General features: G+C 64.4%; 27 protein-coding genes and 1 tRNA gene. 9 read left to right on the top strand and 19 right to left on the bottom strand.

The genetic code is table 11. The annotated features are described in order from the left end of the window. Nucleotides 1-2: 2 nt before the first annotated feature. The 11 genes from dsrO to dsrA form a co-directional block, all read right to left on the bottom strand. Entirely contained in the window at nucleotides 3-704 is a 702-nt protein-coding gene (dsrO, locus tag A6A04_RS09345) for a sulfate reduction electron transfer complex DsrMKJOP subunit DsrO (protein ID WP_068492199.1), read from the bottom strand. After that, nucleotides 701-1,123, bottom strand: a complete 423-nt coding sequence (locus A6A04_RS09350) for a cytochrome c3 family protein (protein ID WP_245651147.1) — start codon at nucleotides 1,121-1,123, stop codon at nucleotides 701-703. Before A6A04_RS09350 ends, dsrO begins: the two co-directional genes overlap by 4 nt. 71 nt (nucleotides 1,124-1,194) lie before the next feature. Beyond that, the gene (locus tag A6A04_RS09355; protein WP_068492201.1) at nucleotides 1,195-3,150 is read right to left on the bottom strand and encodes an NAD(P)-binding protein; all 1,956 of its coding nucleotides are present in this window, start codon (nucleotides 3,148-3,150) and stop codon (nucleotides 1,195-1,197) included. Nucleotides 3,151-3,293: 143 nt separating this feature from the next. Continuing rightward, nucleotides 3,294-4,793 (bottom strand): sulfate reduction electron transfer complex DsrMKJOP subunit DsrK, encoded by a 1,500-nt coding sequence (gene dsrK / locus A6A04_RS09360; RefSeq protein WP_068492203.1) that lies wholly within the window; start codon nucleotides 4,791-4,793, stop codon nucleotides 3,294-3,296. Between the two features lies 1 nt (nucleotide 4,794). Then, nucleotides 4,795-5,523, bottom strand: coding sequence for a respiratory nitrate reductase subunit gamma (locus A6A04_RS09365; protein WP_082914822.1), 729 nt, complete (start codon nucleotides 5,521-5,523; stop codon nucleotides 4,795-4,797). A 91-nt stretch (nucleotides 5,524-5,614) separates the two neighbouring features. After that, on the bottom strand, nucleotides 5,615-5,947 hold the full coding sequence (locus A6A04_RS09370) for a TusE/DsrC/DsvC family sulfur relay protein (protein ID WP_068492207.1): 333 nt from the start codon (nucleotides 5,945-5,947) through the stop codon (nucleotides 5,615-5,617). 41 nt (nucleotides 5,948-5,988) lie between these two features. Beyond that, nucleotides 5,989-6,297: a sulfurtransferase complex subunit TusB gene (gene tusB, locus A6A04_RS09375; protein WP_068492209.1), complete on the bottom strand. Its 309-nt coding sequence runs from the start codon at nucleotides 6,295-6,297 to the stop codon at nucleotides 5,989-5,991. A 13-nt stretch (nucleotides 6,298-6,310) separates the two neighbouring features. Beyond that, nucleotides 6,311-6,691: a sulfurtransferase complex subunit TusC gene (gene tusC, locus A6A04_RS09380; protein ID WP_068492212.1), complete on the bottom strand. Its 381-nt coding sequence runs from the start codon at nucleotides 6,689-6,691 to the stop codon at nucleotides 6,311-6,313. Between the two features lie 4 nt (nucleotides 6,692-6,695). Beyond that, nucleotides 6,696-7,055 carry a sulfurtransferase complex subunit TusD gene (tusD, locus tag A6A04_RS09385; protein WP_068492214.1) on the bottom strand — a complete coding sequence of 120 codons (360 nt, stop codon included), beginning with the start codon at nucleotides 7,053-7,055 and terminating at the stop codon, nucleotides 6,696-6,698. Nucleotides 7,056-7,066: 11 nt separating this feature from the next. Next, a complete protein-coding gene (dsrB, locus tag A6A04_RS09390; protein ID WP_068492215.1) occupies nucleotides 7,067-8,137 on the bottom strand; it encodes a dissimilatory-type sulfite reductase subunit beta in 1,071 nt (356 codons plus the stop codon). A 16-nt stretch (nucleotides 8,138-8,153) separates the two neighbouring features. Further along, entirely contained in the window at nucleotides 8,154-9,404 is a 1,251-nt protein-coding gene (gene dsrA / locus A6A04_RS09395; protein WP_068492216.1) for a dissimilatory-type sulfite reductase subunit alpha, read from the bottom strand. A 228-nt stretch (nucleotides 9,405-9,632) separates the two neighbouring features. On the opposite strand from dsrA, the gene A6A04_RS09400 reads away from it, so the two are divergent. Next, nucleotides 9,633-10,505 carry a TauD/TfdA family dioxygenase gene (locus A6A04_RS09400; protein WP_068492217.1) on the top strand — a complete coding sequence of 291 codons (873 nt, stop codon included), beginning with the start codon at nucleotides 9,633-9,635 and terminating at the stop codon, nucleotides 10,503-10,505. Beyond that, a complete protein-coding gene (locus tag A6A04_RS09405) occupies nucleotides 10,502-10,729 on the top strand; it encodes a DUF6967 family protein (protein ID WP_068492218.1) in 228 nt (75 codons plus the stop codon). The genes A6A04_RS09400 and A6A04_RS09405 overlap by 4 nt, the downstream gene beginning before the upstream one ends. Here A6A04_RS09405 and A6A04_RS09410 read toward each other — a convergent pair. Beyond that, nucleotides 10,718-12,490, bottom strand: coding sequence for an O-linked N-acetylglucosamine transferase, SPINDLY family protein (locus tag A6A04_RS09410; RefSeq protein ID WP_068492219.1), 1,773 nt, complete (start codon nucleotides 12,488-12,490; stop codon nucleotides 10,718-10,720). The genes A6A04_RS09405 and A6A04_RS09410 overlap by 12 nt on opposite strands. Nucleotides 12,491-12,496: 6 nt before the next feature. Next, complete coding sequence (locus tag A6A04_RS09415) at nucleotides 12,497-12,838, bottom strand: hypothetical protein (RefSeq protein ID WP_245651148.1); 342 nt, start codon at nucleotides 12,836-12,838, stop codon at nucleotides 12,497-12,499. Between the two features lie 181 nt (nucleotides 12,839-13,019). Between A6A04_RS09415 and A6A04_RS09420 the strand changes: the two genes are divergently transcribed. Beyond that, on the top strand, nucleotides 13,020-14,720 hold the full coding sequence (locus tag A6A04_RS09420; protein WP_068492220.1) for a hypothetical protein: 1,701 nt from the start codon (nucleotides 13,020-13,022) through the stop codon (nucleotides 14,718-14,720). A gap of 3 nt (nucleotides 14,721-14,723) precedes the next feature. Here A6A04_RS09420 and A6A04_RS09425 read toward each other — a convergent pair whose 3' ends face one another. Then, entirely contained in the window at nucleotides 14,724-15,734 is a 1,011-nt protein-coding gene (locus A6A04_RS09425) for an ion transporter (protein WP_245651149.1), read from the bottom strand. Between the two features lie 139 nt (nucleotides 15,735-15,873). Here A6A04_RS09425 and cobA point away from each other — a divergent pair, with 139 nt between their 5' ends. Both cobA and A6A04_RS09435 read left to right on the top strand, forming a co-directional pair. Then, nucleotides 15,874-16,659, top strand: a complete 786-nt coding sequence (cobA, locus tag A6A04_RS09430; RefSeq protein WP_068492222.1) for a uroporphyrinogen-III C-methyltransferase — start codon at nucleotides 15,874-15,876, stop codon at nucleotides 16,657-16,659. Continuing rightward, nucleotides 16,656-17,414, top strand: a complete 759-nt coding sequence (locus A6A04_RS09435) for a CbiX/SirB N-terminal domain-containing protein (RefSeq protein ID WP_068492223.1) — start codon at nucleotides 16,656-16,658, stop codon at nucleotides 17,412-17,414. The genes cobA and A6A04_RS09435 overlap by 4 nt, the downstream gene beginning before the upstream one ends. Nucleotides 17,415-17,547: 133 nt before the next feature. Here A6A04_RS09435 and A6A04_RS09440 read toward each other — a convergent pair whose 3' ends face one another. From A6A04_RS09440 to A6A04_RS09455, 4 genes are read right to left on the bottom strand one after another with little or no spacing between them, the layout of a single operon-like run. Then, a complete protein-coding gene (locus A6A04_RS09440; RefSeq protein ID WP_068492224.1) occupies nucleotides 17,548-17,952 on the bottom strand; it encodes a rhodanese-like domain-containing protein in 405 nt (134 codons plus the stop codon). A 20-nt stretch (nucleotides 17,953-17,972) separates the two neighbouring features. Next, on the bottom strand, nucleotides 17,973-20,483 hold the full coding sequence (locus tag A6A04_RS09445) for a sensor domain-containing protein (protein WP_068492225.1): 2,511 nt from the start codon (nucleotides 20,481-20,483) through the stop codon (nucleotides 17,973-17,975). Continuing rightward, nucleotides 20,480-21,115 carry a chemotaxis protein CheC gene (locus tag A6A04_RS09450; protein WP_068492226.1) on the bottom strand — a complete coding sequence of 212 codons (636 nt, stop codon included), beginning with the start codon at nucleotides 21,113-21,115 and terminating at the stop codon, nucleotides 20,480-20,482. Before A6A04_RS09450 ends, A6A04_RS09445 begins: the two co-directional genes overlap by 4 nt. Next, a complete protein-coding gene (locus A6A04_RS09455; RefSeq protein ID WP_068492227.1) occupies nucleotides 21,112-21,483 on the bottom strand; it encodes a response regulator transcription factor in 372 nt (123 codons plus the stop codon). The genes A6A04_RS09450 and A6A04_RS09455 overlap by 4 nt, the downstream gene beginning before the upstream one ends. Nucleotides 21,484-21,585: 102 nt before the next feature. On the opposite strand from A6A04_RS09455, the gene A6A04_RS09460 reads away from it, so the two are divergent. The 3 genes from A6A04_RS09460 (at nucleotide 21,586) to A6A04_RS09470 (ending at nucleotide 23,591) form a co-directional block, all read left to right on the top strand. Continuing rightward, on the top strand, nucleotides 21,586-22,002 hold the full coding sequence (locus A6A04_RS09460; RefSeq protein ID WP_068492235.1) for a tellurite resistance TerB family protein: 417 nt from the start codon (nucleotides 21,586-21,588) through the stop codon (nucleotides 22,000-22,002). 69 nt (nucleotides 22,003-22,071) lie between these two features. Next, nucleotides 22,072-22,147 (top strand) — tRNA-Thr (locus A6A04_RS09465). A gap of 127 nt (nucleotides 22,148-22,274) precedes the next feature. Further along, nucleotides 22,275-23,591, top strand: coding sequence for a tyrosine-type recombinase/integrase (locus tag A6A04_RS09470; RefSeq protein ID WP_068492228.1), 1,317 nt, complete (start codon nucleotides 22,275-22,277; stop codon nucleotides 23,589-23,591). Nucleotides 23,592-23,734: 143 nt separating this feature from the next. Here A6A04_RS09470 and A6A04_RS09475 read toward each other — a convergent pair whose 3' ends face one another. Continuing rightward, a complete protein-coding gene (locus A6A04_RS09475) occupies nucleotides 23,735-24,175 on the bottom strand; it encodes a DUF6641 family protein (RefSeq protein ID WP_245651150.1) in 441 nt (146 codons plus the stop codon). Nucleotides 24,176-24,473: 298 nt separating this feature from the next. Here A6A04_RS09475 and A6A04_RS09480 point away from each other — a divergent pair, with 298 nt between their 5' ends. Further along, nucleotides 24,474-24,773 (top strand): hypothetical protein, encoded by a 300-nt coding sequence (locus A6A04_RS09480; RefSeq protein WP_068492230.1) that lies wholly within the window; start codon nucleotides 24,474-24,476, stop codon nucleotides 24,771-24,773. Nucleotides 24,774-24,944: the final 171 nt, after the last annotated feature.

Here is a 24,944-nt window from a genome sequence, read left to right on the forward strand (position 1 = left end):
CGTCAAATTCCCTGATAGCGCACGCCGGGGTCGAGCCCCAGATCGGCGCGAATCCGCGTTGTGGCCTCGGAGGCGACCCGACGCGCGATCTCGCTGGCGGGATCGTTCAGGTCGCCGAACAGCATGGCGCCCTTGGCCTTGGCGGCGCAGGCCTCGACACAGGCGGGAAGCCGCCCCTCGTCCACCCGATGAACGCAGAGCGTGCAGGATTCCACCGTGCCCTTGCCGCGCGGCAGATGGGGCTGCTGGCCGGTCTGCTCCTCGTGGGCGAAGCTGCGGGCCTTGTAGGGGCAGGCCATCATGCAGTAGCGGCAGCCGATGCAGATATGGCGGTCCACCAGCACGATGCCGTCGGCCCGCTTCATGGAGGCGCCGGTGGGACAGACATCGACGCAGGGCGGCTTGGCGCAATGCTGGCACATCACCGGCAGGGAATGGAGCTTGCCGCCGACCGGGTCCCTGACCTCGATCTTGCGGATATACTGGGCGTCGGTGAGCGGCCGGTCATGGCCGGACAGCCCCATCTCCGCCTTGCAGGCGCTGACGCAGACGGTGCAGTCGGCGGCGCATTTGCGGGTGTCGATCAGCAAGCCCCAGCGATTGGCCGGGCTGGCGGGCGCGCCAGGCGACCGCGCCAGAGCCGGGCCGGTGATCAACACCGCGCCCGAGGCCAGCACCACCTGACGGCGGGAAAGCGCGGTCATCGGGCGGCCTCCTTCACGGCGGGGGTGGTGGCGTGGCATTCGAAGCAGTCGGGCTTGACGGCGGCATAGGCGTGGCAGGACTGGCAGAACTGGCCTTCGGCATTGACCGGCACCGGGCGCCCTTCGGCGGTGGTGGTGGAATGGCAGTCGACGCAGCCCTTCAGCGACGCCTTGGCGCCCCGGATGCCAAGGCGCAGGGTGTCATCGCGCTGGTGCTTCAGCATCTCCATATGGTCGCGGCGCATCACCGAGGGCGATTCGATACAGGTGGTGCCCGCCTTGGCCTTGGGCGGGGCGGGCGGCTCGGCGGCAAGGGCGGGCAGGGTGAGGAGGGCAAGCAGGATGGCAATGATCACCCTCGCCCGCTGGCGGGAGAGGGTGGCGAGCAAAGCGAGCCGGGTGAGGGCCTTCGGACGCATCCAGCCCCCCTCACCCCAACCCTCTCCCCCCCTTGGGGGGCGAGGGGGATCATTTTGCATGCTTCGCATCCCTATTCCCCCAGCCCCATCTGGATATAGCCGGTGGGGCAGACATCGTGGCAGATGTGGCAGCCGATGCATTTGGAATAATCGGTTTCCACATAGCGGCCGGTGGTGCGCTCGGACTTCTTGACCCGCTCCACCGCCCCTTGCGGGCAGAACACCACGCAGTTGTCGCATTCGAAGCACAGGCCGCAGGACATGCAGCGCTTGGCCTCGTCCACCACCGTCTGGTCGGACAGCGGCACCAGCCGTTCCGAGAAATTGCCGATGACCTGATCGGCCTGGATATGGACTTCCTCGCGATGATGGCGCGGCGTGTGGAGGAAGTGGCCCAGGAACAGGTCCTCGTGGGGGATGACCTCGTTGGGGCCGCGATTCTCGAAATTATGCAGCGCGAATTTGGACTTATCGGTGCCGCGCGTCGCCCCGGCGTCATAGGGGGCGGGCGACAGATTGGCCTCGCGCAGCTTGGCCAGCAGGTCGAAATGGTGCACGTCCACCTTGGGCCGCTTGCCCACCTCGCCCTTGTCCAGGAACTCGCCGATCCCGGCGGCGGCCACCCGGCCATGGCCGATGGCGGTGGTCAGCAGATGGGGCCGCACGATATCGCCGCCGACGAAATGCTTGGGCTTGCCCGGCACCCGCATGGTCTTGTCGGCGTTGATGAAGCCCTTGCCGTTGTCGATCTCGGGCAGGTCGGCCAGATCGCCGCTCTGGCCGATGGCCGAGACGATCAGGTCGGCCTCCATCACAAATTCGGTTCCGGCGATGGGGCTGGGCGTCATGCCGTCCATGGTGCACTGGCACAGCTTCAATCCGGTGGCGCGGCCATCGGCACCCTTGATCACCTCCAGCGGCATGATGCCGCCCTTGATGTCGACGCCTTCGCGCTTGGCGTCGTCGATCTCGCGCTGGGCGGCGAACATCTTCTCCACCGGGAACAGCGAGGTCAGGGTGACGTCGGCGCCTTCGCGCGAGGCCGAGGCGGCGACGTCGTGGGCCACCTGGCCCAGGATGACATGGTCGACCCGGTCCTGGTCCGAGACCTGCTTGATATGGCCGAGGCGACGGGCCACCGAGGCCACGTCGATGGAGGTGTCTCCGCCGCCGACCACAATGATGCGGCCGGGGACATGCTGCAGGCGACCCTCGTTGAAGGCCTTCAGGAAGGCGACGCCCGAGACGCAGTTGGCGGTGTCCTTCCAGCCCGGTACCGGCAGGCCGCGGCCGGAATGGGTGCCCACCCCCCAGAAAATGGCGTCGAACTTGTCTTCCAGTTCCGAGACGGTGATGTCGGTGCCGACCCGGCATTTGGTGCGCACCGTGATGCCGAGGTCGATGATACGGTTGATCTCGGCATCCAGCACCTCGCGCGGGGTGCGATAGCCGGGAATGCCGTAGCGGACATAGCCGCCCAGTTCCGCCTTTTCCTCCAGCAAGGTGACCGCGTGACCGGCGCGGCGCAGGTGATAGGCGGCCGAAAGCCCGGCCGGGCCGCCACCGATTACCACCACCTTCTTGCCGGTCTCGGTCCCGGGCTTGGGGAAGCTCAGCTTGTTGGCGATGGCCCAGTCGCCGATGAAGTGCTCCACCGAATTGATGCCCACATGCTCTTCGACCATGTTGCGATTGCAGCCCTGTTCGCAGGGAGCGGGGCAGACACGGCCCATGACGGCGGGGAAGGGGTTGGCCTCGGTCATGCGGCGGAATGCGTATTCTTGCCAGGTGATCCCTTCCGGCGGCTTCTCGACACCGCGCACGATATCCAGCCAGCCGCGGATGTCGTGGCCCGAGGGGCACGAGCCCGAGCACGGCGGCGTGCGCAGCACATAGGTCGGGCACTTATGCGACCAACCGGCCTTGAAGATCTCTTCCTGCCAGGCATTGGGCTTGGAATCGCCGTCCTTGTAGCGGCGATAGTTCCGGCCCTCGGTGGTGGCCTTGGCACTGGACTTGGCAGCCATGGTGTCGCTCTCCCTATCTTTTCATTCCGGCGGATGCCTTTTCCCCTGTCCGTCACCCCCGGACTTGATCCGGGGGTCCATGGATACTCGGATCAAGTCCGGGCATGACGGCGTAAAGGAATGGCTCCGCTCGTTGTCATGTCTTAGTCGTTATCGCCGAGGACGATGGCGTTGCTCACCAGTTGGTGAACGCTGACCACCATTTCCCGGTCATGCCCGAAATAGGGCAGGATCTTGGTGAACTGGGCCTTGCAGATGGCGCACATGGCGGCCATGTGGGTGACGCCTTCGCGCTCGACCACATCCTTCAGGGCCTCCATGCGGGGCGCCGAGCCCTTGACCCGCAGTTCGATCAACTCGTCGGTCAGCAGGCCGCCTCCGCCACCGCAGCAGAAGGTCTTCTCGCAGATGGTGTCGGGATGCATGTCGACGAATTTGGGCACGCTGGCCTGGATCACCGCGCGCGGAATGGTGAACTGGCCGCCGGGCTTGTCGCCCATGCGGGCGCCGCGCGCCACATTGCAGGAATCATGGACGGTCAGCACCATGCCGTCATTGCCGGACTTGTCGAGCTTGATGCCCTTGCGGCTGATCAGGTCGTTGGTGAATTCCAGGATATGCTGCGGCACCGGATAGCGGGGGTCGAGGAAGTCCCAGGGACCGGCCAGGGTGTTGAGGAAGGAATAGGCGACGCGCCAGGCATGGCCGCATTCGCCGAAGATGATGCGCTTGACGCCCAGTTCCTGGGCGGCCTCGCGGATGCGCAGGCTGATCTTGCGCATCTGCTCGTAATTGCCGATGAACATGCCGAAATTGCCGGCTTCCGAGGCCTTGGTGGAGAGTGTCCACGACACTCCCGCCGCGTGGAACACCTTGGCATAGCCGATCAGGCCCAGGATGTGAGGCTCGGCGAAGAAATCGGCCGAGGGGGTGACCAGCAGCACCTCGGCGCCCTGGACATCTACCGGCAGCTTCACCGCCACGCCGGTATCGGCCTCGATATCCTCTTCCAGCCCCTCAAGTGTATCGAGCAGGGCGGGGGCGGGCAGGCCGAGATTGTTGCCGATCTTGTGAACCTTGCCGATGATCTCGTTGCAGTATTTCTGGCCCTGGCCGATGCGGTCCATGATGTCGCGCGCCGCCATGGAAATCTCGGCGGTGTCGATGCCGTAGGGGCAGAAGACCGAGCAGCGGCGGCATTGCGAGCACTGGTGGAAATAGTTGTACCACTCGTCCAGCACGTCCTTGGTCAGGTCGCGGGCGCCCACCAGGCTAGGCGCGATCTTGCCCATGGGGGTGAAATAGCGGCGATAGACCGAGCGGAAGAGGTCCTGGCGCGCCACCGGCATGTTCTTGGGGTCGGCGGTGCCGAGGAAGTAGTGGCACTTGTCGGTGCAGGCGCCGCATTTGACGCAGATGTCCATGAACACCTGCAGCGAGCGGTATTTGGACAGCAGTTCGCCCATATGGCCGATGGCCTTGGCCTCCCAGCCGTCTTCCAGCACGCCGGGGAAGCCCAGCGGCTCCTGATGGGCGGCGGCGGCCACATAGGGCTTGGATTCGGCCATGGCGCCGGGCTTGAGGGCCGGAATCCGACGCTCGTCCACATTGCCGAGTTCGGGGGTGTCGAAGGGGGCGGCCATATCAGTTCCCCTTGCCTTCCAGCCGGGCGGCCCAGTCGCACAGATGGCGGTGCTCGCGCGGCGTGTCGGTCTGGTTGCGGGTGGGGCTGAAGAACAGGCCCGGCGCATGCAGCAGCTTGGAGAACGGGAAGACGATCATCAGGGCCGCCACCAGCAGCAGATGCGCCATCAGCAGCGGGTCGTCGGGCAGGGGGCGAAGCTGGAACGACAGCAGGCCGGTGAAGAAGGCCTTCACCATCACCACGTCGGTATGGATGTGCTTGGTCATGAACATGCCGGTCACGGTGATGCCCAGCAGCAGCGCCAGCATCAGGATGTCCGACGGGCCGGTGATGTAGCGGATGCGCTCGATCACCAGACGGCGGCCCAGCAGGCAGAGCAGCCCCACCAGCATGGCCAGCCCGGCGGGAATGGCCAGCGGCTGCACCAGCGCCACCAGCGGCCCGATCTCGCCCTGGATATAGCGGCCGTGGCGGATCAGGACCACGGCGAGGCCGAAATGGAACAGGATGGCGAAGATCCACAGCGGCTTGTTGCCCTTGAACAGGCTTTCGAACACCACCGCCTCGCGGGCCAGCCGAAAGGCGACACCACCCTTGGTCAATGGGGCCGGGGTGGTGGGAATCTTCAGGGGCGCCGGGGTGCGGGCGTATTGGGCGATCTTGACGCCCAGTCCGACGACCAGGATCAGCGCGGCCGCGTAGAAGATTATGGCGAACAGAATCGACACGACGACACCCTTCCCCGTCACCCCCGGGCCTGGCCCGGGGGTCCATGGATGGCCGGGTCAAGCCCGGCCATGACGATTCACCGCGAAACGATCACACGCAGCCGGTGGGCTTGGGCAGACCGGCGATCTTGCAGGCCTGCTTGCCCGGACCATAGGGGAACAACTCGTAGAGATACTTGTTGTTGCCCTTTTCCGGACCCATCTTCTTGGCGATGGCCTTGGTCAGGACGCGCACCGCCGGGGCGATCTGGTATTCGGCATAGTATTCGCGCAGGAAGTTGACCACTTCCCAGTGCTCGGGGCTCATGGTGATGCCCTCGTCCTTGGCGATCTGTCCGGCCAGGTCCTCGGTCCACTCGTTGATGTTGATGAGGTAGCCCTCTTCATCGGCCTCGATGGCGGTGCCGTTGCTGGTATAAGCCATGGTCGTTACTCTCCTCTATGGTCTCTTGTTTTTTCCGATGGTCACAGCCAGGCGTTGATCGCCTTGTTCTGTGCCGCCAATTCCACGAATCCGCCGTAGTCTACAACGGTCACGCCCGTCACGACACCGGCGGGATCGAAGCCGCGCGCTTTCAGGTCCGGACCCAAGACGTGCAGACGGAAGGTCTTGGCCGCATCGGCCATCTTGCCCGCGACGGCGGTTCCCGCCATGGCGGCGAAGACCGCGTCCTCGATCAGCAGGATCGCGTCGCCCGGCTGGGCGTGGTTCAAACAGGAGTCCAGATTGTTGCGGTCGAAGGGCGACTTGTTGACGGTGTGAAGAACGCTCATTCCAACTCTCTCCTTACGCCGTCAGAACCACGTCCATCTCGGCCATCAGCTTGCCCATTTCGGCACGGCTGAGAACCTCGACGGGGACCAGCAGGTCGTCCTCGGTCAGGCCGCGCTCGGCCATGCCCTCGGCTTCCACGTACAGCTTCTCGATGTCGTAGCCTTCCAGCGCCCGATAGGTGGGCGAGAAGTTCTTGACCCCGATCTCGGCGGGCGCCTGGCCCTTCTTGATCTGGTAGATGCCGTCGTCGATGAAGGCGAGGTGGACGTCCTGGTCGAAGGCCGCCGAGATCAGCACCATCTCCAGCACTTCCAGGGCATAGACCGTGCCATGGGGTGCCTTGCGGTTGACGAACATGAACTTCTTGACGATTCCGCTATCCATCTCGTCCATGGCCTCAGTCTCCGAAAGTCACGAGGCGGTCGGCCTGGATGCCGGCCTCGATCAGTTGTCCCAGGCCCGAGATGCGGAAGCCCGGCGCCAGATTGCCTTCGACGATGCCGCGGCGCAGACCGGCGGCGACGCAGACCACCAGATCGACCTTGTGGTCCTCGGCCAGCTTCTGCCAGTTCTTGGTCACGTTGCGGTCGTCGCTGGGCGGCTGGCCCAGGCTGGTGGCGTTATTGACGCCGTCGTAATAGAAGAACACCCGGAAAATCTCGTGGCCCTTCTCCAGCGCCGCCTTGGCGAACTGGTAGGCGGAATCCGAGGCCTGGTGATTGTAGGGGCCTTCGTTGACCAGAATGCCGAACTTCATGTCCAAGCCTCCTAGAAGTGCAGATGCGCCGAGGCGTTGAGATTGGAGCGACCGCCGCGCCAGGTATCGACGTGATACTTGGTGAAGGGCAGCTCGGTCATCTCGAAGAACCGGGGCCAGCCGATGCGCTCGATCCACTCGCCCATGCGCTCCCACGGCCGCGCGTCGGCCTTGTAGGTGGCCAGGATCTTCTTGACCACCTCGGCCACTTCCGGCCAGCGCGGCGCGTTGTTGGGCAGGCCCGCCGCCACCAGCTTGTGGAACATGGGCTTGGAGCGGGTCGAGGAATGCTTGCCGCCGACCCAGACCGCGATCTTGGAGTGGACCGGGTCGTTGATCTGCATGGGCGGGCAGGGCGGATAGCAGGCGCCGCAGCACACGCATTTCTTCTCGTCCACTTCCAGGCTCGGCTTGCCGTCCACCAAGGCGGGGCGGATGGCGGCGACCGGGCAGCGGGCGATGACGGCGGGGCGTTCGCAAACGCCCGCCACCAGGGCGTGGTTGATCACCGGCGGCTTGGTGTGCTGGACATTGATGGCGATGTCGCCCTGGCCGCCGCAATTGATCTGGCAGCAGCTGGTGGTGATCTTGACCCGGTTGGGCATCTCCTCGTTCTTGAACTCGTCCACCAACTCGTCCATCAGCGCCTTGACCACGCCGGAGGCGTCGGTGCCGGGGATGTCGCAGTGCAGCCAGCCCTGGGTATGGCTGATGAAGCCCACCGAATTGCCGGTGCCGCCCACCGGGAAACCGGCGGCTTCCAGCGCCTCGATCAGCGGCTTGACCTTGGTCTCGTCGGTGGTCATGAACTCGGCCGAGGAGCGGGTGGTGAAGCGCAGATGCCCGTCGCAGAACTTGTCGGCGATATCGCACAGGGTGCGGATGGTGAAAATGTCCATCTGGCGCTGGGTGCCGCCCTTGACGGTGAACACCGCCTCGCCGGTATCGGAGACGTGACGCAGCACGCCCGGCCGGGGCCGGTCATGGAACGCCCATTTGCCGTAATTGCGCACCAAAGCGGGGTGCATGAACTGCTTGGAGTCCGGAACGCCGGTCTCGTTGGGACGACGAAGTTCGCTCATTGCCTGTTTCTCCCCCTTACTCGGCCGCGCTGGACTTGGCGTCGTTCCACTTGCGCACTTCTTCGTCCCAGCCATCGGTGCGGACATAGGAATTGGTGCGCGGCTGGCTGATCATGTTGATGTCGAGCGCAAGGCCCAGGCCTTCCAGATAGTTGGCCAGGCCGATACGCTCGATCATCTCGCCGGTACGCTCGTGTTCCAGGGCGTTGTCGGCGAAGAAGTCGAGCATGTTGTGGGCCAGTTCGACCAACTTCTCGAAATCCTCCTCGCTCTCCAGCTTCATGAAGGGCACCACCACCGTGCCCATCAGGTCGCCGACCTTGAGCGTGCGCTTGCCGCCCACCAGGATGCAGATGCCGCGTTCCTTGCCCGGCTTCAGCGCCTTGGTGCAGACATTGATGCAGTGCATGCAGCGCACGCAGGACTTGTTGTCCACGTCCAGGGTGTCGTCATCGTTCAGGCCCAGCGCCTGGGTCGGGCACATGCGGATGACCTGGTTGATGAATTCCTTGCGGCCCAGCTGCTTGACCTTGGCCTGAACCTCGGTCTGGTTGACCTGCATCTCGTCCTTCCAGGTGCCCAGAATGGCGACGTCGGCGCGCTGGGTGGCGTTGGCGCAGTCATTGGCGCAGCCCGAGAACTTGAACTTCATCTTATAGGGCAGCGAGGGCCGGTGAATGTCGTCGGTGAAGTCGTTGATGATGGCGCGGTGCGCGGCCAGGGTGTCGTAGCAGGCCTGCTCGCAGCGCGCCGGGCCGACACAACTGGCGGCGGTGCGGACACCGGCACCGGCGCCGCCCATGTCGAAGCCCATCTCGTTCAGCTTGTCCCAGGCGGGCTGGACCTGATCGGTGCGGCAGCCCTGGAACATGATGTCGCCCGATTGGCCGTGCAGCGCGATCAGGCCCGAGCCGTGCTCTTCCCAGATGTCGCACATCTGGCGCAGCGTCTTGGTGTCATAGAAGAAGCCGGGGGCGGGCATGATGCGCAGCGTGTGGAATTCCGATGATTCCGGATACTGCGAGGCCACCTCGGAGAAACGGGCGATAACACCGGCGCCATAGCCGAACACGCCGACCGTGCCGCCTTTCCAATAGCCCTTGCGGGTCTGGTAGCTGTGCTCCAACTGACCCAGCAGGCCCTTCATGATGTCGCCATGGGGCTTGCCCTCGGTATTGGCAAGACGCTTCAGGCCGGTGACGAAGCTGGGCCAGGGGCCCTTCTCCAACTCGTCCAGCATCGGCGTGGAGGGCAATTTCTTCGACATCGCGTTTCGCTCCCTTCCCGTCTTCGCGCGTCATGGCGCGGCGCCGTCCGGTTTCGGTCGGCGGTTCTTCTGTGTGATGAATCCTGTGGAAGCGTGCTTCCCGGACCGTCCCTGTCGTCGAGGTCGTTCTTGTGCGCCTCGTTACATTATTGGATCATAATATTATGGTGCGCGCCGATCCAAGTGGATTCTTTAGAAAATCTGCATGAAAATAAGGCGGGAGGAAAAATGGCAGAATATCAAGGGGTTTTCGATCTTGCGGACCCGTCCGCCTATGGTCGCTGGCGTGACGCCAAATGGGCGGCGGCGCCGGAAGCGGTGGAGGATCTGGTGGTCGAGGTCTCCGACATCGCCGTGCTGAGGCAGGCCGAGCGCCTGGCGCTGCTCGACCGTATCCGTCGCTGTTCCATGGCGGTCTACGCCGAGCCGCCCCGGCCCGACCGCGACCATAAGACGGCGCTGAAGGCCCTGGCCTCGTCCTTCGGCCTGACCGGTCTGGATTCCAACCAGTTGGCCGATGATGACGGCATCACGCCGCTGAGCGTTCATCGCGACGGCAAGCGGGCCCGCTACATCCCCTATACCGAGCGCCCCATCACCTGGCACACCGACGGCTATTACAACACGCCCGAACGCACGGTTCGCGCCTTGCTGCTGCATTGCGTCCGCCCGGCCGCGACTGGCGGCGCCAACCGGCTGCTGGACCCGGAGATGCTCTATATTCACCTGCGCGAGCGCGACCCGGACCTGATCCGCATGCTGATGGCGCCCGACGCGTTGACCATCCCCGGCAATGATGAAGAGGGGATGGAACGCCCCGCCACGGTGGGGCCTGTCTTTTCGGTGGATGCGGCCGGGCACCTGCACACCCGCTATACCGCGCGGACCCGCAATGCCATCTGGTCCGAGACGGCGGCCCCGGCGGCCCTGGCCATCCGCGAGGCGCTGGACGGTGGCGCCGCCCATGTCCTGAGCTATGTGCTGCAGGCGGGCCAGGGGTTGGTTTCCAACAATCCGCTGCACACCCGCGAGCCCTTTACCGATGACCCGGAGCGGCCAAGGTTGCTGTATCGGGCCCGTTACCACGAGAGGATCGAATGAGCGACGATACCATCCGCCACCCGGAAGAGGCCGTGGCCACCCTGGCCACCATCAATGCCCCTTGGAGCCGCGAGATCACCTTCCAGCAAGTGGACCATGATAGCGGGCTGAAGATCCTGCGCATGCGCATCAAGGAGGGCCGCGCCCGCTTCACCATCATCGACCTGGACCAGCCCACGGTGGCGGCCATGCGGGCGGTGATGGACCAGTGGTCAGGCGGCTGAGCACCACTGGCGCCACAGGTCGCGAAAGGCGTTTTCCAGGTGGCGGGTATAGGTGGGGGCATCGAGCAGCGGCGAGGATTGCACCCGCTGGCGCAAACCCGCCCGCAACGCGGCCAGCTTCTGGCGGTCGGCGCATAGAGCGGCGGCAAGGGCGACGAAGCCGTCGGCGTCCTGGGCGGCGAGGTCTTCCAGGCCCAGGGCGGTCAGCAAGGATATCCCGACCCGGCTGACGAAGCGCCCTCCCGCCAAGGTGACGACTGGCACGCCCATGGTCAGTGCCTCGAAACTGGTGGTGCTGCCGTTGAAGGGAAAGGTATCCAGCGCCACGTCCACCTGCTGGTACAACGCCAGATGCTCGGGGCGGGGCAGGCGGTCCTGGCCGAACACCAGCCGCTCCGCCGCCACGCCCCGGCTGGCGAAGGCCTGGATGAAGCGCTCGCGCATGGCGGCATCGGCGAAGGCGGCGGCGTATTTCAGCATCATCCGCGACTCCGGTACCGCCGCCAGCACCCGGGCCCACAGGTCCAGCATGGGCGGCGTCACCTTTACCGGGTTGTTGAACGATGCGAAGGTGATCGGCCCGTCGGTTCCGGCGGGCAGCGGCGATACCGGCGGCAGGTCGGCGATGGGGGCGTGCAGGTAGAAGCAGGGCAGGCGGATCAGCCTTTCGCTGAACCGCTCGGTGGTGTGCCCGGGATGCAGGGCCTCGTCGGTCAGCCAGGCATCCATCACCGGCAAGGCGCTGGAGCCCACATCGTGGTAGCTGACCTGGACCGCTGCCGGGCGCCAAGCGCAGATACCGGGGCGGTTGTCGCCGGTCCAGCCCGCCAGCGAGACCAGGATGTCGATACCGTCGTCATGGATCAGCCTGGCGGCCTGGCGGTCGTTGATCCGGGTGATGTCGCGCCAGCCATCCACCAGGGATTCGATCTCGCGGCTCAGCTCATCGGGGGCGGGGAGATGGGCATAGGCGAAGACCTCCACCTCGGCGCGGTCGTGATGGCGCAAGACCTCGATGACATTGCGAGCCACCGGGTGATTGCGGAAATCCGCCGACAGATAGCCGACGCGCAATCGGCGCATGGGGTCTGGGGAGTTCGCCGGGGGCGGCAGACCGCCGCCGGGCAGTGGCATCACCCGCGCGGCCCAGTCGGACTGGGCCTGGAACAGCTCGTCATCGCCGCAATCGGGCAGATAGGTGAGCGCCAGCACCAGATTGCGCGCCGCCGTGTCGGTGGGGGCCAGGGCCAGCGAGCGGCGGCAGACCGCCACCGCCTCGACCAGCCGGTCGGTCTGCTTCAGGGCGGAACTGAGGCTGTTGAGGGCCTCGACCCAGTCGGGCCGTAGGGTCAGGGCGCGGCCGAGTTCCAGGGCGGCGGCATCGGCCCGCCCCTGGCACAGCAGCACGTCGCCCAGGGTCTTGGCGGCCACCGCCGAGTTCGGCGCCAACTGCGCGCCCTTGCGGGCATCGGCCTCGGCGCTGGCGAAGTCGCCCCGCATCAACTGGATGCGGCCCAGATTGGTCCAGATGTCGCCCAGGCTAGGCGCCAATTGGCTGGCGCGGCGAAAGCTGCGTTCGGCTTCGTCCAGATGCCCGGCCATACCCTGGACCGAGCCCAGATTGCACCACAGCGCCGCCTCGCCCGGTGCCAGCTTGAGGGCACGGCGCAGCAGGGACTCCGCCTCGTCGAGCCTGCGGGCCGCGACCGCCTGCCCGGCCCGCGCCGAGAGGGCCTCGGCCTGCGCCAGATGCTTGCTCATGTCGGCCTAGTGGCCGCTGGGCTTGGACGGATGGGGTGGGCGACCCGATGGCGGCGGCGAGGGCGGCGGGCGGTGGCTGCTGGCGGCCGGGGGCTCGTCGCTGTCCTCTTCCGCCGCCTTCTGGCGGATGACGAAGCCCTGGATCGCCCAACCCAGGGCCAGACCGGTGGCGATGAAGCACCACAATCCCGCCACCGCGAAAATGATGGCGCGGTGCAGCGCCTCGTCCGAGGCGCCGAAACTGCCCAGTGCCCACAGCATGGGAGTGGCCGAGGCGGCGCAGACTCCGGCGGCGACACCCAACCGGGTCCAGCCCGCCGCCCTGATATAGGAAATCCGGTAGCTCATCCCTAAGGTCCCCTCATTGGCCATGCAGCGCTGATTCTCCTCCTTCCCCGATCTTGGCGCAACACTCCACATATACGAAGAATCCCGTGACAACTTGTATCATTCACGGGTATTGCTAGACTCTTCGCGGGCGCTTCAAGGGGCCTCGTCAGAAACGGGAAGCAAGCAGGGCAGCACCAGAATGGTCGCGGATCGTGCCAGTTTCGAGGTTCAGGTTTCCAAGGACGGGCGGTGGTCCACCAATACCATCGTCTATAAGGAAGACGAGGCGCGCGGCCTCGCCAAGAAGCTGCTCGCCGATAAGAAATGCGAAGGCGCCAAGATCGTCCGCAACTGGTTGCGTGCCGATGGCACCATGGTGGAATCCGAAATCTTCTGCGAGACCCGCACCGTCAAGGATGACGGGCCGATCCGCATTTCCCCCATCGATTCCGTTCCCGAGGTCAAGTGCGAGAAGCCCGAGGACTTCATGGGCGACAGCGCGCGCGGCGTGGTCAACCGGGTGTTTCGTACCTATCTCGACAAGCAGTTCCTGACGCCGACCGAGCTGATGCACTCCTTTAAGGAGTTGAAGCGCCTCCAGGAGAAGGATTCGCTGGTTCCCTCGGCGGTGGACCGGGTCGCCCAATTGCAGACCAAGGACGGCGAGCAGGACGCCAAGAGCCGCAGCCAGGATATCTTCAAGTCCATCGACGAGATTTCCAATCGCGCCCGCCGGGTGGAAAGCCTGAAACTGCCCAAGCTGGAAGGCAGCTTCAGCGAGGTCATGGCCAAGATCGCCGCCATGGGCGAGAACGAGGACCGCGACTATCTGGCCATGGTGGTGCTGTCGCGCGATCTGATGAATGTGCGCAACTGGGTGGGCAAGCTTGAACGGCTGTGCAACTTGGCCGTCGCGGATAACGATCCCCATGCGCTGGAAATGCTCGATGGCGTCATCGCCGACGTGTTGGGCTCCAATGTGGTCCAGGACGTGCTGGGCTGGCAGCCGGGCCTGGGCGCCGCCATCATCGCCATGTTCGATTTGGCGGCGGGCAAGATGAAGGTGCAAAAGACCGATGCGGGCGAATCCGCCGAGGTTCTGAACCGACTGTTCGCCGAGAATAAGCTGCCGGTCAGCAAGGCTTGCCTGCTGGACCGCGCCCATCGCCAGATCCGCTCGCCCAACCCGCTGTCCCGCAGCGAGTCCGAGAAGGAGGGCGAGGAGTTCAAGCGGGTCCTGCACCGCACCATGACGCCGACCGGCTTCGCCTGTGGCGCCGACACCGCCGAGGCCCTGACCACCCGCTATACCAGGCTGGTGGAGCAGGGGGGATCGGCCGGGCGTAAGGCGGCGCTGGAAAGCATGTTCCGCATCCTGCCCGACCGGGCTTTCGGCCTGATCTATTTGTGCGACATGCTGACCACGCCCTATGGCACCGAACATGCCGCCGCCATTGCCGACCTGTTGGGCATGGTGTTCCGCGCCCGCGTCATCGGCGAGTTCTGCGAGCGCACCCTGCCGCCCAAGGAACGGATGATCCGCGCCACCAACGCCCATCACGCGGTGATGGCCTCGACCTTCCCGCCCGAGACCAAGCAGAAACTGGCCGAGCATATCGACGGCATCCTGGAGCGTTACCTGATCGACGAACAGATCGTCGAGAAGCTGGATCACCACGATTCGCCGCTGCGTGATCGCGCGGTGCGGCTGGTGCAGTTCTGCGCCGCCGGCGTGCTGCCCGAGGGCAAGGCCATGACCCGGGCTCGTCAGCGCATTCTGGCGCTGTTGCGTCAGCCCAATTTCGATGCCCATTTCATCGATGGTTTCACCGATCCCCTGCGCGCCCAGAAGGCATTGCGCGACTTCCACCAACTGCTGGTGAAAGCTGGTTTCGGCTGAGGGCTATTCCTCTTCCGAGCGGTGGTGCTGGCGGAGCGGCTGGTTGCAATGCGGGCAGAGATGGCCGCTTTCCACCGCCTGGCGCAGAATCAACGAAGCCTCTTCGTCGGACAGCTGGAGCGAGCGGCGGGTTTTTTCCAGCACCCGTTTCTCGCTGCGGTTCAGGCGTCCGTCCTCCAGCGCCTTTTCCACCGCTTCCCGGTATTCCTCGCGGCGGATGCGCATCTGCTCGGAAAAGCCCGATGCCAACACACCGGCGGGCAGGGCGATCATGCCCACCCCCAGGATGGCGGTGAAGGCGCCGCACAGCCGTCCCAACGGCGTGACCGGCACCATGTCGCCATAGCCCAGGGTGGTCAGCGTCACCACCGCCCACCACATGGCGGTGGGAATGTCGCTGAACACATGGGGCTGGGCACGGTGCTCGAACAGATAGATCAGGCTCGACGTCAGAACCAGGATGACCATCATGACGAACAGCACGGCGCCGATGGAGCGCGCCTCCTGGCGGGCCACCGCGCCCATGACGCTCATGGCCATGGAATAGCGGCCCAGCTTGAATACCCGGAGCACGCGGAGCACCCGGATGGCGCGCAGGTCCATTTCCACCATCAGGCCCAGATAGAAGGGCAGCACCGCCAGCAGGTCGATGATCGCCATGGGCGAGGTCGCCCAGCGCAGCCGACCCCAGACGGGGTGATGGTAGCGGGGGTCGTCGATTTCCACCGCCGTCCACAGCCGCAACAGGTATTCCAGGCTGAAGATGGCAACCGAGATCAGATCGAAGGCGTGAAAGGCGGGGCCATGGGCGATGGACAGGTGTTCCACCGATTCCATCACCACCGCGCCGACATTCAGCACGATCAGGGCGATCAGGAAGAAGTCCACCACCTTGACCAGAAGGTCGGAATGGCCCTCGCCACCCAGCATGTGATAGACCGTGCGCCGCAACGTCCGGCGACGATGGGCGTGGCGGTGGCTGGGGTGATGATGCGCGGGATGGGCGGTTGTCACGAAACTGGCCGGAAATAGAGGGCGAGGGCGGCTTGAGCCCGACAATATCCGACCTGGGTCGGGTTGGGGAAGGGGTGGCGTCCTTTTTCCGGCTGTGATCATATCAGGGACAGGTAATAAAAGGACCACGGGGAGCGGCATGGCTGAACAAGGGCAAGACGGAAGGCAGCACGGGCGGGTGGCCCTGGTGGGTGCCGGTCCGGGTGATCCCGACCTGCTGACGGTCAAGGCCCTGCGCCTGATCCAATCGGCCCAGGTGGTGGTCTATGACCGCCTGGTCAGCCGCGAGATCATGGAACTGATCCCCGCCTCGGCCGAACGCATCTATGCGGGCAAGGCGCTAGGGCATCATCATCTGGTCCAGGACGAGATCAACGAGTTGCTGCTGACCCTGGCGCGGTCGGGCCGCGACGTGGTGCGGCTGAAAGGAGGCGATTCCTTCGTGTTTGGGCGTGGCAGCGAGGAAGCCCTGCATCTGGCCCGCCACGGTATTCATTTCGAGGTGGTGCCCGGCATCAGCGCGGCGGCGGGTTGCACCAGCTATGGCGGTATTCCGCTCACCCATCGCGGCCTGGCCACCGGGGTGCAGTTCGTCCCCGGCCATCTGCGCGAGGGCAAGGGCCTGGATCTGCGCTGGGACAAGTTGGCCGATCCCGATACCACCCTGGTGATCTATATGGGGTTGCAGTCCCTGCCCGAGACCTCGGCCGAGCTGATCAAGGCCGGATTGCCTTGCGATACCCCGGCGGCGGCCATCGAGAACGGCACCACGCCGCGCCAGCGCCGGGTGATCGGCACCCTGGCCGATCTGCCGGAGCGTACCCGGGCGGCCGGGTTGCAGGCGCCGACCCTGATCGTCATCGGTAAGGTGGTCTCGCTGGCCGGAGAGTTGGACTGGTTCATGACGGAAGGCGGCGGCTCATGAAGAATGCCGCCCTGGTACTGGTGGGGCATGGCTCGGCCCGCCATCCCGATGGTGCCGCGCCGGTCCTCGCCCTGGCCGAGGATATCAGGGCGCGCGGCCTGTTCGCCGAGGTTTCGGCCGTATTCATGAAGCAACCCCCGACCCTGGCCGAGGCCGAATTCATGACCTCGGCGGATACCGTCTATGTGGTCCCGGTCTTCGCGGGCAAGGGTTATTACACCGACAGCTTGATTCCGCGCGGGATGGGGCTGACCGGCCGGGTGACCGAACGGGCGGGGCGCCGCTTCGTCTATACCGCCCCGGCGGGAACCCACCGGATGATTCCCGGCATCATGGCCTGCCGCGCCGAAGGCGTTGCCACCGCCGCCGGGATGGTCGTGGCCGAAAGCTCGCTGCTGCTGATCGCCCATGGCTCCGGGCGGCCGGGCGGGGCGGGAGAGACTCCGCGCGCCATCGCGGCCGCCATGGCGGCCATGAACCGCTTCGCCCAGGTGGAACTGGTGTTCCTGGAGCAAGAGCCCAAGGCCGAAACCTGGGCTGAAAGGGTCACGCGCCGCGATGTGGTGGCCCTGCCCCTGCTGGTTGCCCAGGGCATGCACGCCAGCCAGGACATTCCGCCGCTGTTCGGACTGACGGGGGGAAGCCGGGGGCCGGTGGAGGCCCGGGGCCATCGGGTGGTGCTGGCCACCGGCCTGGGCGCCGAACCCGATCTGGTGGAGGTGATCCTGGATCTGGTGGTGGACGCTGAGGGCTGATACCGGTCGGCGAAATGACGGACTCGTTTGACTGCGGCCGGGACGGCCGCGCTCCAGGAAAAGCCGCTTTTGCCGGAGCGCGGGCATCCTGCCCGCAAGGGTCACATCAATCGGCCGTTGGCATGAAGTGCCGTCAGCGCTCCACCGGGCGGCCCTCCGACATCCAGCGGACGATGCCCTTTTCCACGTTGTAGACCTTGGTGTAGCCCACCTGCTCGGTCAGGGCCTTGCCCAGGAAGCCGGTGCGGTTGCCGGTGCGGCAGATCAGGGCCACCTCCTCGCCGGGCTTGGCCACCGCCGCCAGTTTCTCGATGAAGTCGGGGGCCAGCTTGCCGCGCTCGTCGAAGGCCATGATGCGATGGGCGCCCTTGATGGTGCCGGTCTGGGCCCATTCCGGCGGGGTGCGGATGTCCACCAGCGGCACGCCCTTGGCCATCAGGGCCTGAAGGGCGGCATTGTCCACATGGGTCAGGGATTGGGCGAAGGCTGGCGCCGCCGATAGCAGCAGGGCGACCAGGGCGAAAACAGCGGCTCTCATGATGGCGGTGCTTTCAAGGATTACAGGGGCCAGGGACTCTTTTCGCGCACCAGGGTGGCGAAGTCATCGGCGGGCAGGGCCTTGGCGAAGTAGTATCCCTGGGCCTCGTCCACCTTGTGGGCCATCAGGAAGTCCAATTGCTCGCGGGTCTCGACGCCTTCCACATTGACGCGGGTGCCGAGCGAGTGCCCCAGATTGACGATGGCTTCCACCACGGCGGCATTATCGGGATGCAGACCGATATCCACCACGAAGGAGCGGTCGATCTTCAGCTTGTCCACCGGGAAGCGCTTCAGGTAGTTCAGCGAGGAATAGCCGGTGCCGAAGTCGTCGATGGAGATGACCAGTCCCATGGCGCGCAGACCCTGCAGCACCTCGATGGTGGCATCCACGTTCTGCATGGCGATGCCCTCGGTGATTTCCAGTTGCAGCATCTCGGGGGCGACGCCGGTCTGGCCCAGGATATCCGAGACCATGGAAATGACGCTTTGGGTCTGCTTGAACTGGGCGGGCGACAGGTTGACGGCGATCTTCATGGCGGGCAGTCCCTGGCGCAGCCAGTCGCGGCCCTGGATGCAGGCCCGATGCAGAATCCAGCGCCCCAGCGGCCCGATCAGGTCGGTGCGCTCGATGATGGGGATGAATTCGGCCGGGGGCACCCATCCCCGGGTGGGGTGGTTCCAGCGCAACAGCGCCTCGCAGCCGATGATGCGTCCCGAGGACAGTTCCACCAGCGGCTGATAGTGCAATTGCAGTTGTTCGGTGCCCAGGGCCTGGCGCATGTCGCGCTCGACGATCTTGCGGGCCTGGACCTCGGCATCCATCTCCGAGACGTAGAAATGGTAGTTGTTGCGCCCCTCGGCCTTTGACCGGAACATGGCCAGGTCGGCGTTCTTCAGCAACTGGTCGGCATCGGTGGCGTCGTCGGGAAAGACGGTAATGCCGATGGAGGTGCTGGTCAGCACCTCGTGGTCGTCCAGTCCGAAGGGATCGGCGATGGTGGCGATGATGCTTTCCGCCACCCGGCTGGCGCCCTCGGGGTCCTCGATATTGGTCAGGATGACGGCGAATTCGTCGCCGCCCAGGCGGGCGACGGTATCGGTCTCGCGCACGCAGCGCTTCAGGCGCTTGGCCACCGCCTTCAGCAGCAGGTCGCCCACATGGTGGCCCAATGTGTCGTTGATGTCCTTGAACTTGTCGAGGTCGAGGAACAGCAGGCCCAGCCGCCAGCCAGAGCGCTTGGCCTGGGCCAGGGCCTGGCGCAGCCGTTCCTGGAACAGCACCCGGTTGGGCAGGTCGGTCAGGGAATCGTGATGGGCCAGATGCTGGATGCGGGCGGCGGCCAGCTTGCGCTCGGTGACGTCGCGGCCCACCAGCACCAATCCGCGGCGGCTGCCATCGGCATTGAACAGCGGGATCTTGGTCATGTCGAAGACGCGGGTGGCGCCTTCATGGGAGTCCAGCGCCTTCTCGTAATTGACCGGCTTTCCCTCGCGCCAGGCCCGCTCGTCGGTATCGCGGGTACTGATCAGGAATTCCTGCTGGCTGCGCGACAGCCGCGCCAGTTCGTGGGCGGTGCGTCCCACATAGTCGACCCCGTGCAGCCCCACCAGATCCAGGTAGAACTGGTTGGCCACCAGCCAGCGGCCCTTGCCGTCCTTGAAGCAGATCAGGTCGGGCAGGGCGTTGATCAGGGTGGTCAGCCATTCCTTCTGGGTGCGCAACTCCTCCTCGTTGGCCTTGCGCGCGGTGATGTCGTGGCCGATGGCGACGAACAGGCGCTGACCACCCAATTCCATGGCGGCCAGCGAGAGTTCCAGGGGGAAGCGGGCGCGAATCTTGCGCAGGCCGATGACCTCGGTCCTGCGATCCAGGTAGCGTTCGGTCTGCAGCTTGCGCTCGGCATCGGCCAGTTCAGGGATCAGGACGGCGATGCTCTTGCCTACGATTTCGTAGGGATCGTAGCCGAAAATGCGTTCCGAGGCCGGATTGTAGGTGCCGATGGCGCCATCCTCGCCGAAGGTGATGATGGCGTCGGCGGTATGGTCGACAATGGCGCGGTTGTGCAGTTCGGACAGGCGGTAGTTCTCGGCCAGCGCTTCCATGGTGCGGGCCTGCTGGCGCAGCATGGCCTCGCGCGAGGCCATGGCGGTAACGTCGAAGACCTGGATCAGGCCTCGCCGTCCAGAGGCCGAATCCAGCGGCTTGACCACCACGATCTGGTGCATGGATTCGGGGCGTTCCGGCCCCCTGGTGTCGCGGGTCAGGGGAAACAGCGCCCGGTTCAAGGACGAGGTCAGCATGGCCGACAGGCCTGAATTCAGCGCCTGGGCCACCGCGTCGGTGACCCGGGTTCCGGCCAGATCGGGAAACACTTCATCCAGGCGTTGTCCGATCGCCGAGGCTGCCGTGACGCCCGACGCCTTGACCATCCAGGAATTCCACAGTCCCACCCGCCCGTCCCGGTCCACCAGGACAAGACCGCATTCGGCCGCATCGGTCAGGGCGTGCAGGAAGGGATCGCCAATCATGCGGGGGCGGCTCCACCCGCCAGGGTTCTGGCGACGAAGGCATTGACCGATTCGGAGAAATGACGGGCCGAGACAATGTCCATCACGAAGGCGAGATAGCCGCCGAGGCCCTTGGCCGCCACCGAGAAATCCACTTGTAGCACCATCACCAGTTCCGCCTCGGGATGGCTGGAGTCGAGAATGCGGGCACCCCGCCCCCTGACATAGGTGGGCAAGGAGCTGTCGATGTCGATATCCAATTGGTTGGCAAGGCTGCCAAGGCAGCCGTTGAGGATGATGTTGCCGACCTCCAGCAGGGCTTCCTGTTCCAGCTCGGTCAGCGAATCCAGCGGGACTGAATCACCCAGCATGGAGCGCACCAGATCGAGGCTCTTGCCTTCGGGAAAGATCAGCAGGATGTCGCCGCTGAAGCTGCTGCGGAAGGTTTGGCGCACCGCCACCGAGACCTGCTTGCCGGTGGCGGCGTCGATGCGTTCGGCCGCCAGGGCGGGGGTCAGGAACTCCACCATCGGCACCGACAAGGTGACCTCGGCCGTGACCAGCCGCGACAGTGCCGCGGCCGCCCGACCGATGGCGACATTGAGGATTTCGGTAACGGCGTCGCGCTCGACCTCGCCCAGGAAATCGGTCATGACGGGGGGCGTCCCGCCGCCAGGAAGGCGGCCAAATCCTCGTCGCGGAGCGGCTTGGACATGAAGCCCACCCCCATGGCCGCCGCCTGGTCGCGAATGGAATCCTGGATATTGGCGGTCAAGAGGCTGATGCCCGCCTTGGGCAGGCGCGGGCGCAGCTGCCGCGCCGCCTCCAGCCCCCCCATGCCCGGCATGTTGACATCCATCAGGATGAAGTCGGGCCGGTCCAGGGCGACGGCGCTCAGCGCATCCTCGCCGCTGGCGGCTTCGAGCACCACCCAGTCGGGCCGCAGCCGCTCGATGGCCGACTTGGTCATCATGCGCGACACCCGGCTGTCATCCACCACCAATACAATTGTCTCGGACATCTCGCTCTCCGCCGCGGCCCCATCTGAGCCATGAAAATCTATGCTTGACGCATCGGCTCGCCGCAAGGGTAAAGTCCCAGGTAACCCAAGGAGATGGAAGTCATGATCAGTCACCACGCGGCCTTGATTTACGTCATGGTCATGGTTTCCGCCGCCGATGGCAATATGACCGATGCCGAATTGCGGATGATCGGGGAAATCGTCAATTTCCTGCCCGTCTTCCGCGACTATGACCCGGCGATCCTGACCCGGACCACGGCGGCCTGCGCCGAGACCCTGGATGCCGACGACGGGCTTGACCGGGCGCTGGAGGCCATCAAGGCGGCCCTGCCGCCGCGCCTGCGCGAAACCGCCTATGCCCTGGCCTGCGACGTCGCCGCCGCCGATCGCGAACCCCATCAGGAGGTGCGCCGCCTGCTGGAACTGTTCCGCCATCGCCTCGATCTCGACCGGCTGGTGGCCGCCGCCATCGAACGCGGCGCGCGGGCCCGCTTCGCCGTGGGGCCGGTCCATAGCTGATTTTCGCCGCCCCCGGTTGGGCGCTTGCAAATCCGGTCGGGCGGCGCTAACGTCCGCCCCACATGGCGTGCCGGCGTAGCTCAGTTGGTAGAGCAGCGCATTCGTAATGCGCGGGTCGGGAGTTCGAGTCTCTTCGCCGGCACCATTTTTCCCAATGAAATCAATGATGCAGGGCCGCTGAAAAGCGGCTTTTTGCATTTCACACTCTTTTCACATAAGCTCACAGCGAGTGCGCGAGCTGTGACTACAATTATTACTTGTATTGGTGTGAAATGCCCCGTGAAAAGAAGACGGAATATTTCTACCTTGATGACAGGGCGATAGCGCTCTACCAGCGGCCCAACAGCAGCATGTGGCAAGCGCGGATTGTCAGGGAGGATGGCAACGCCATTGTGCGCAGCACGGGCGAGCGCAACTTTGACAAGGCCGTGGAATGGGCGCGGCGAGAGAAGATGCGGGCCGAGGTGCTGACTGAACAAGGGCTTGATCCCCACACCAAGTCCTTCAAGTCGGTTGCCGAGCTTTGGCTTGCTGCCATTGGCCGCGATCCGACCAACAAGCCCCGCAAGATCAGCGACTACACGAAGATCGTGAAGCGCTACCACATCCCGTATTTCGGCAAGCACAAGATCACGCAGATCACCCAAAAAACCTTGGCCGATTACGAGATATGGCGAGCGGCGTTTTGGCAGACAGGCCCTGGTGCCGAGCAGCGGGAAGAGACAATCCGACGGGCCGATGGCAGCACCTATACGCGGGAAAAGAAGGTCGCCAGCAGGGGCAAGGGCGACGCGGAAGACACTGTGCTGCGGCAAATCTTCAAATTCGCGGTCAACCACGACTTCCTTGATGGTTCGCGCATGCCGAACATCGGGCAAAAGACGACACGAGGAGATAAGGGCGCTGTGAAGCGACGCCCTTCATTCACCAAGGAACAGGCCAAGGCCATCTTGGACTACTGCAACAGCTTCCCCGACACTCAGTCGGAAAAGCTCACCAACGAACGGCTGGTGTTCGGCGCATTCATCCACCTCGTTCTCGGCACGGGACTTCGGCCAGGGAAAGAGCATCAGCCGATCAAGTGGAAGCACTTCTCCCTCAAGATCGTTGATGACGTACCGCACGCCTATTTGACCATTGTGAAAGAGACAAAAACGGGCACGAGGCTGGTGCGTTGCGACAGTTTCGTGTGGCCGATGCTGTCGGGTTTTCGCTATGTCAGCAAATTCAATGGCGAGGACGATTTCGTCTTGGCCAATCAGGAAACTGGCGAGGCCGTCGTGTCATTCAAGCGGCAGTTCAACACCATGTTGAAGGCGCTGAAGATGGAAACCGACGTGCAAGGCGACCATTTCACCCCGTATTGCCTGCGCCATACCTATGCCACGCTGAAGCTCAACGAGGGCGTCTCGGATCGGCTGGTCGCCATCAACATGGGCACAAGCCCCGACATGATCCACCGCTATTACGGACACGACACGTCGGTGAGCAGGGCCAACGAATTCAACACGGACATTGATTGGCTGACGCTGGATGCGGAGAAGCTGAAGAAGGTGAAGCGACCGCCCAATCCGAAAAAGAAGCCCTGAGTTGTCGTGTTACACGACAGAGGCACCTTATATATAGGCCACCGTCGCAGCGGGCCTTTGCGCGTCGTACACGCCGGGGAATTGTTGGGAATGCAGTACGGCACTCATGGAAACAGCCCCGCTTGTACGGGGCTGTTTAGGACTTAGCCGAGCTTCTTGCCGAAGCGTCCCTTCATCGCGGCCAACTGCTTGTCCAGTTCACCAGCCACCACGGCATCGCGCACCAGCGTCAGCGTGGGAACCAGTTCCGCCACATCACCGATCTCAATGGCCGTCTTCTTCGGCTTAATCTCCACGATCTTGTTGCCGTAGCGCACTTCCAGCATGAACGCGCCATTGGTCTCCTGCCAGTACCAGGGGCGAAATTTGACCAGTCGGTCTTGCAGGGTCTTGTTGCCCTCGCTGTCCTTCGTCCAGCGCTTGCGTCGCACTTCAAAGCTCTCGCCCTTCTGCATCGCTTCCGCAGCAGCGATCTGCTGGTTGATGGCCTCCACCAGCTTGTGCCGCAGGCGCCCTTCAGGCGTGGCCGCAACAGCACGTCGGGTCTTCTCGCTCAGCTTCAGTTTGTCCAATGCACTCATCATCACATCCTCCAATTGGGAACACATGACGAACATGCTATGGCCTGATAGCCGAGCTGGACAACCGAAAGGCACTTGTTGGGAAACACGACAAGTTGGCCTGGGGGGACTGGGTGTAGGTTTAACCTACAGGAGGCGCTGTCGGGTTTTCCGACATACGGCTCGCATGAGTAATCTGACGGGACGAGTGTCGTGTAACACGACACGCCGATGAACATACATGATGTATGTTGTGGCTCGGCCAACTTGTCGGGATTCCCGACAAGTTATCGCAGCACTGCCTCCGTGCTATGCTGCCCCTATGGAAACCAGCACGGCCACCATAACCGTTTTAACCATCACGCCCGTTCATGCTGGCCGCTTGCTGGCGCTGGCCGATGTGGAACTGGTTATTGATGGCGTGTCCATCGTCATCCACGGCATTCAGGTCCGTGCCGATGGCAGCAAGACCGAAATCACCCTTCCCAATTACCGAGCGCCCGATGGCTCATGGCGAACAGCAGTGACGCTGCCCGAGGAAGTGCGCGGGCCGATGGGCGATGCCGTCATGGCCGCTGGCCTTGAGGCTGGATTACTGATGGAGAAGGCGGTAGCTGGGTGATTTGACGAGCAGAACGGCAGCAGGTGACCCACAAGAGGCATTCGATGCGTGAAATTTCTCCCAACTCAGGAAAGCCGGATCTTCAGAGGATCGGCTGCCCCAAGGCGCTTGGCTTCTTTGTCGAAAGCTTTTTCCCAGACAACACGTAACTGGGACTTTTGCTTTCCTGCC

The sequence above is a fragment of the Paramagnetospirillum marisnigri genome, from assembly GCF_001650715.1.
GTDB lineage: Bacteria > Pseudomonadota > Alphaproteobacteria > Rhodospirillales > Magnetospirillaceae > Phaeospirillum > Phaeospirillum marisnigri.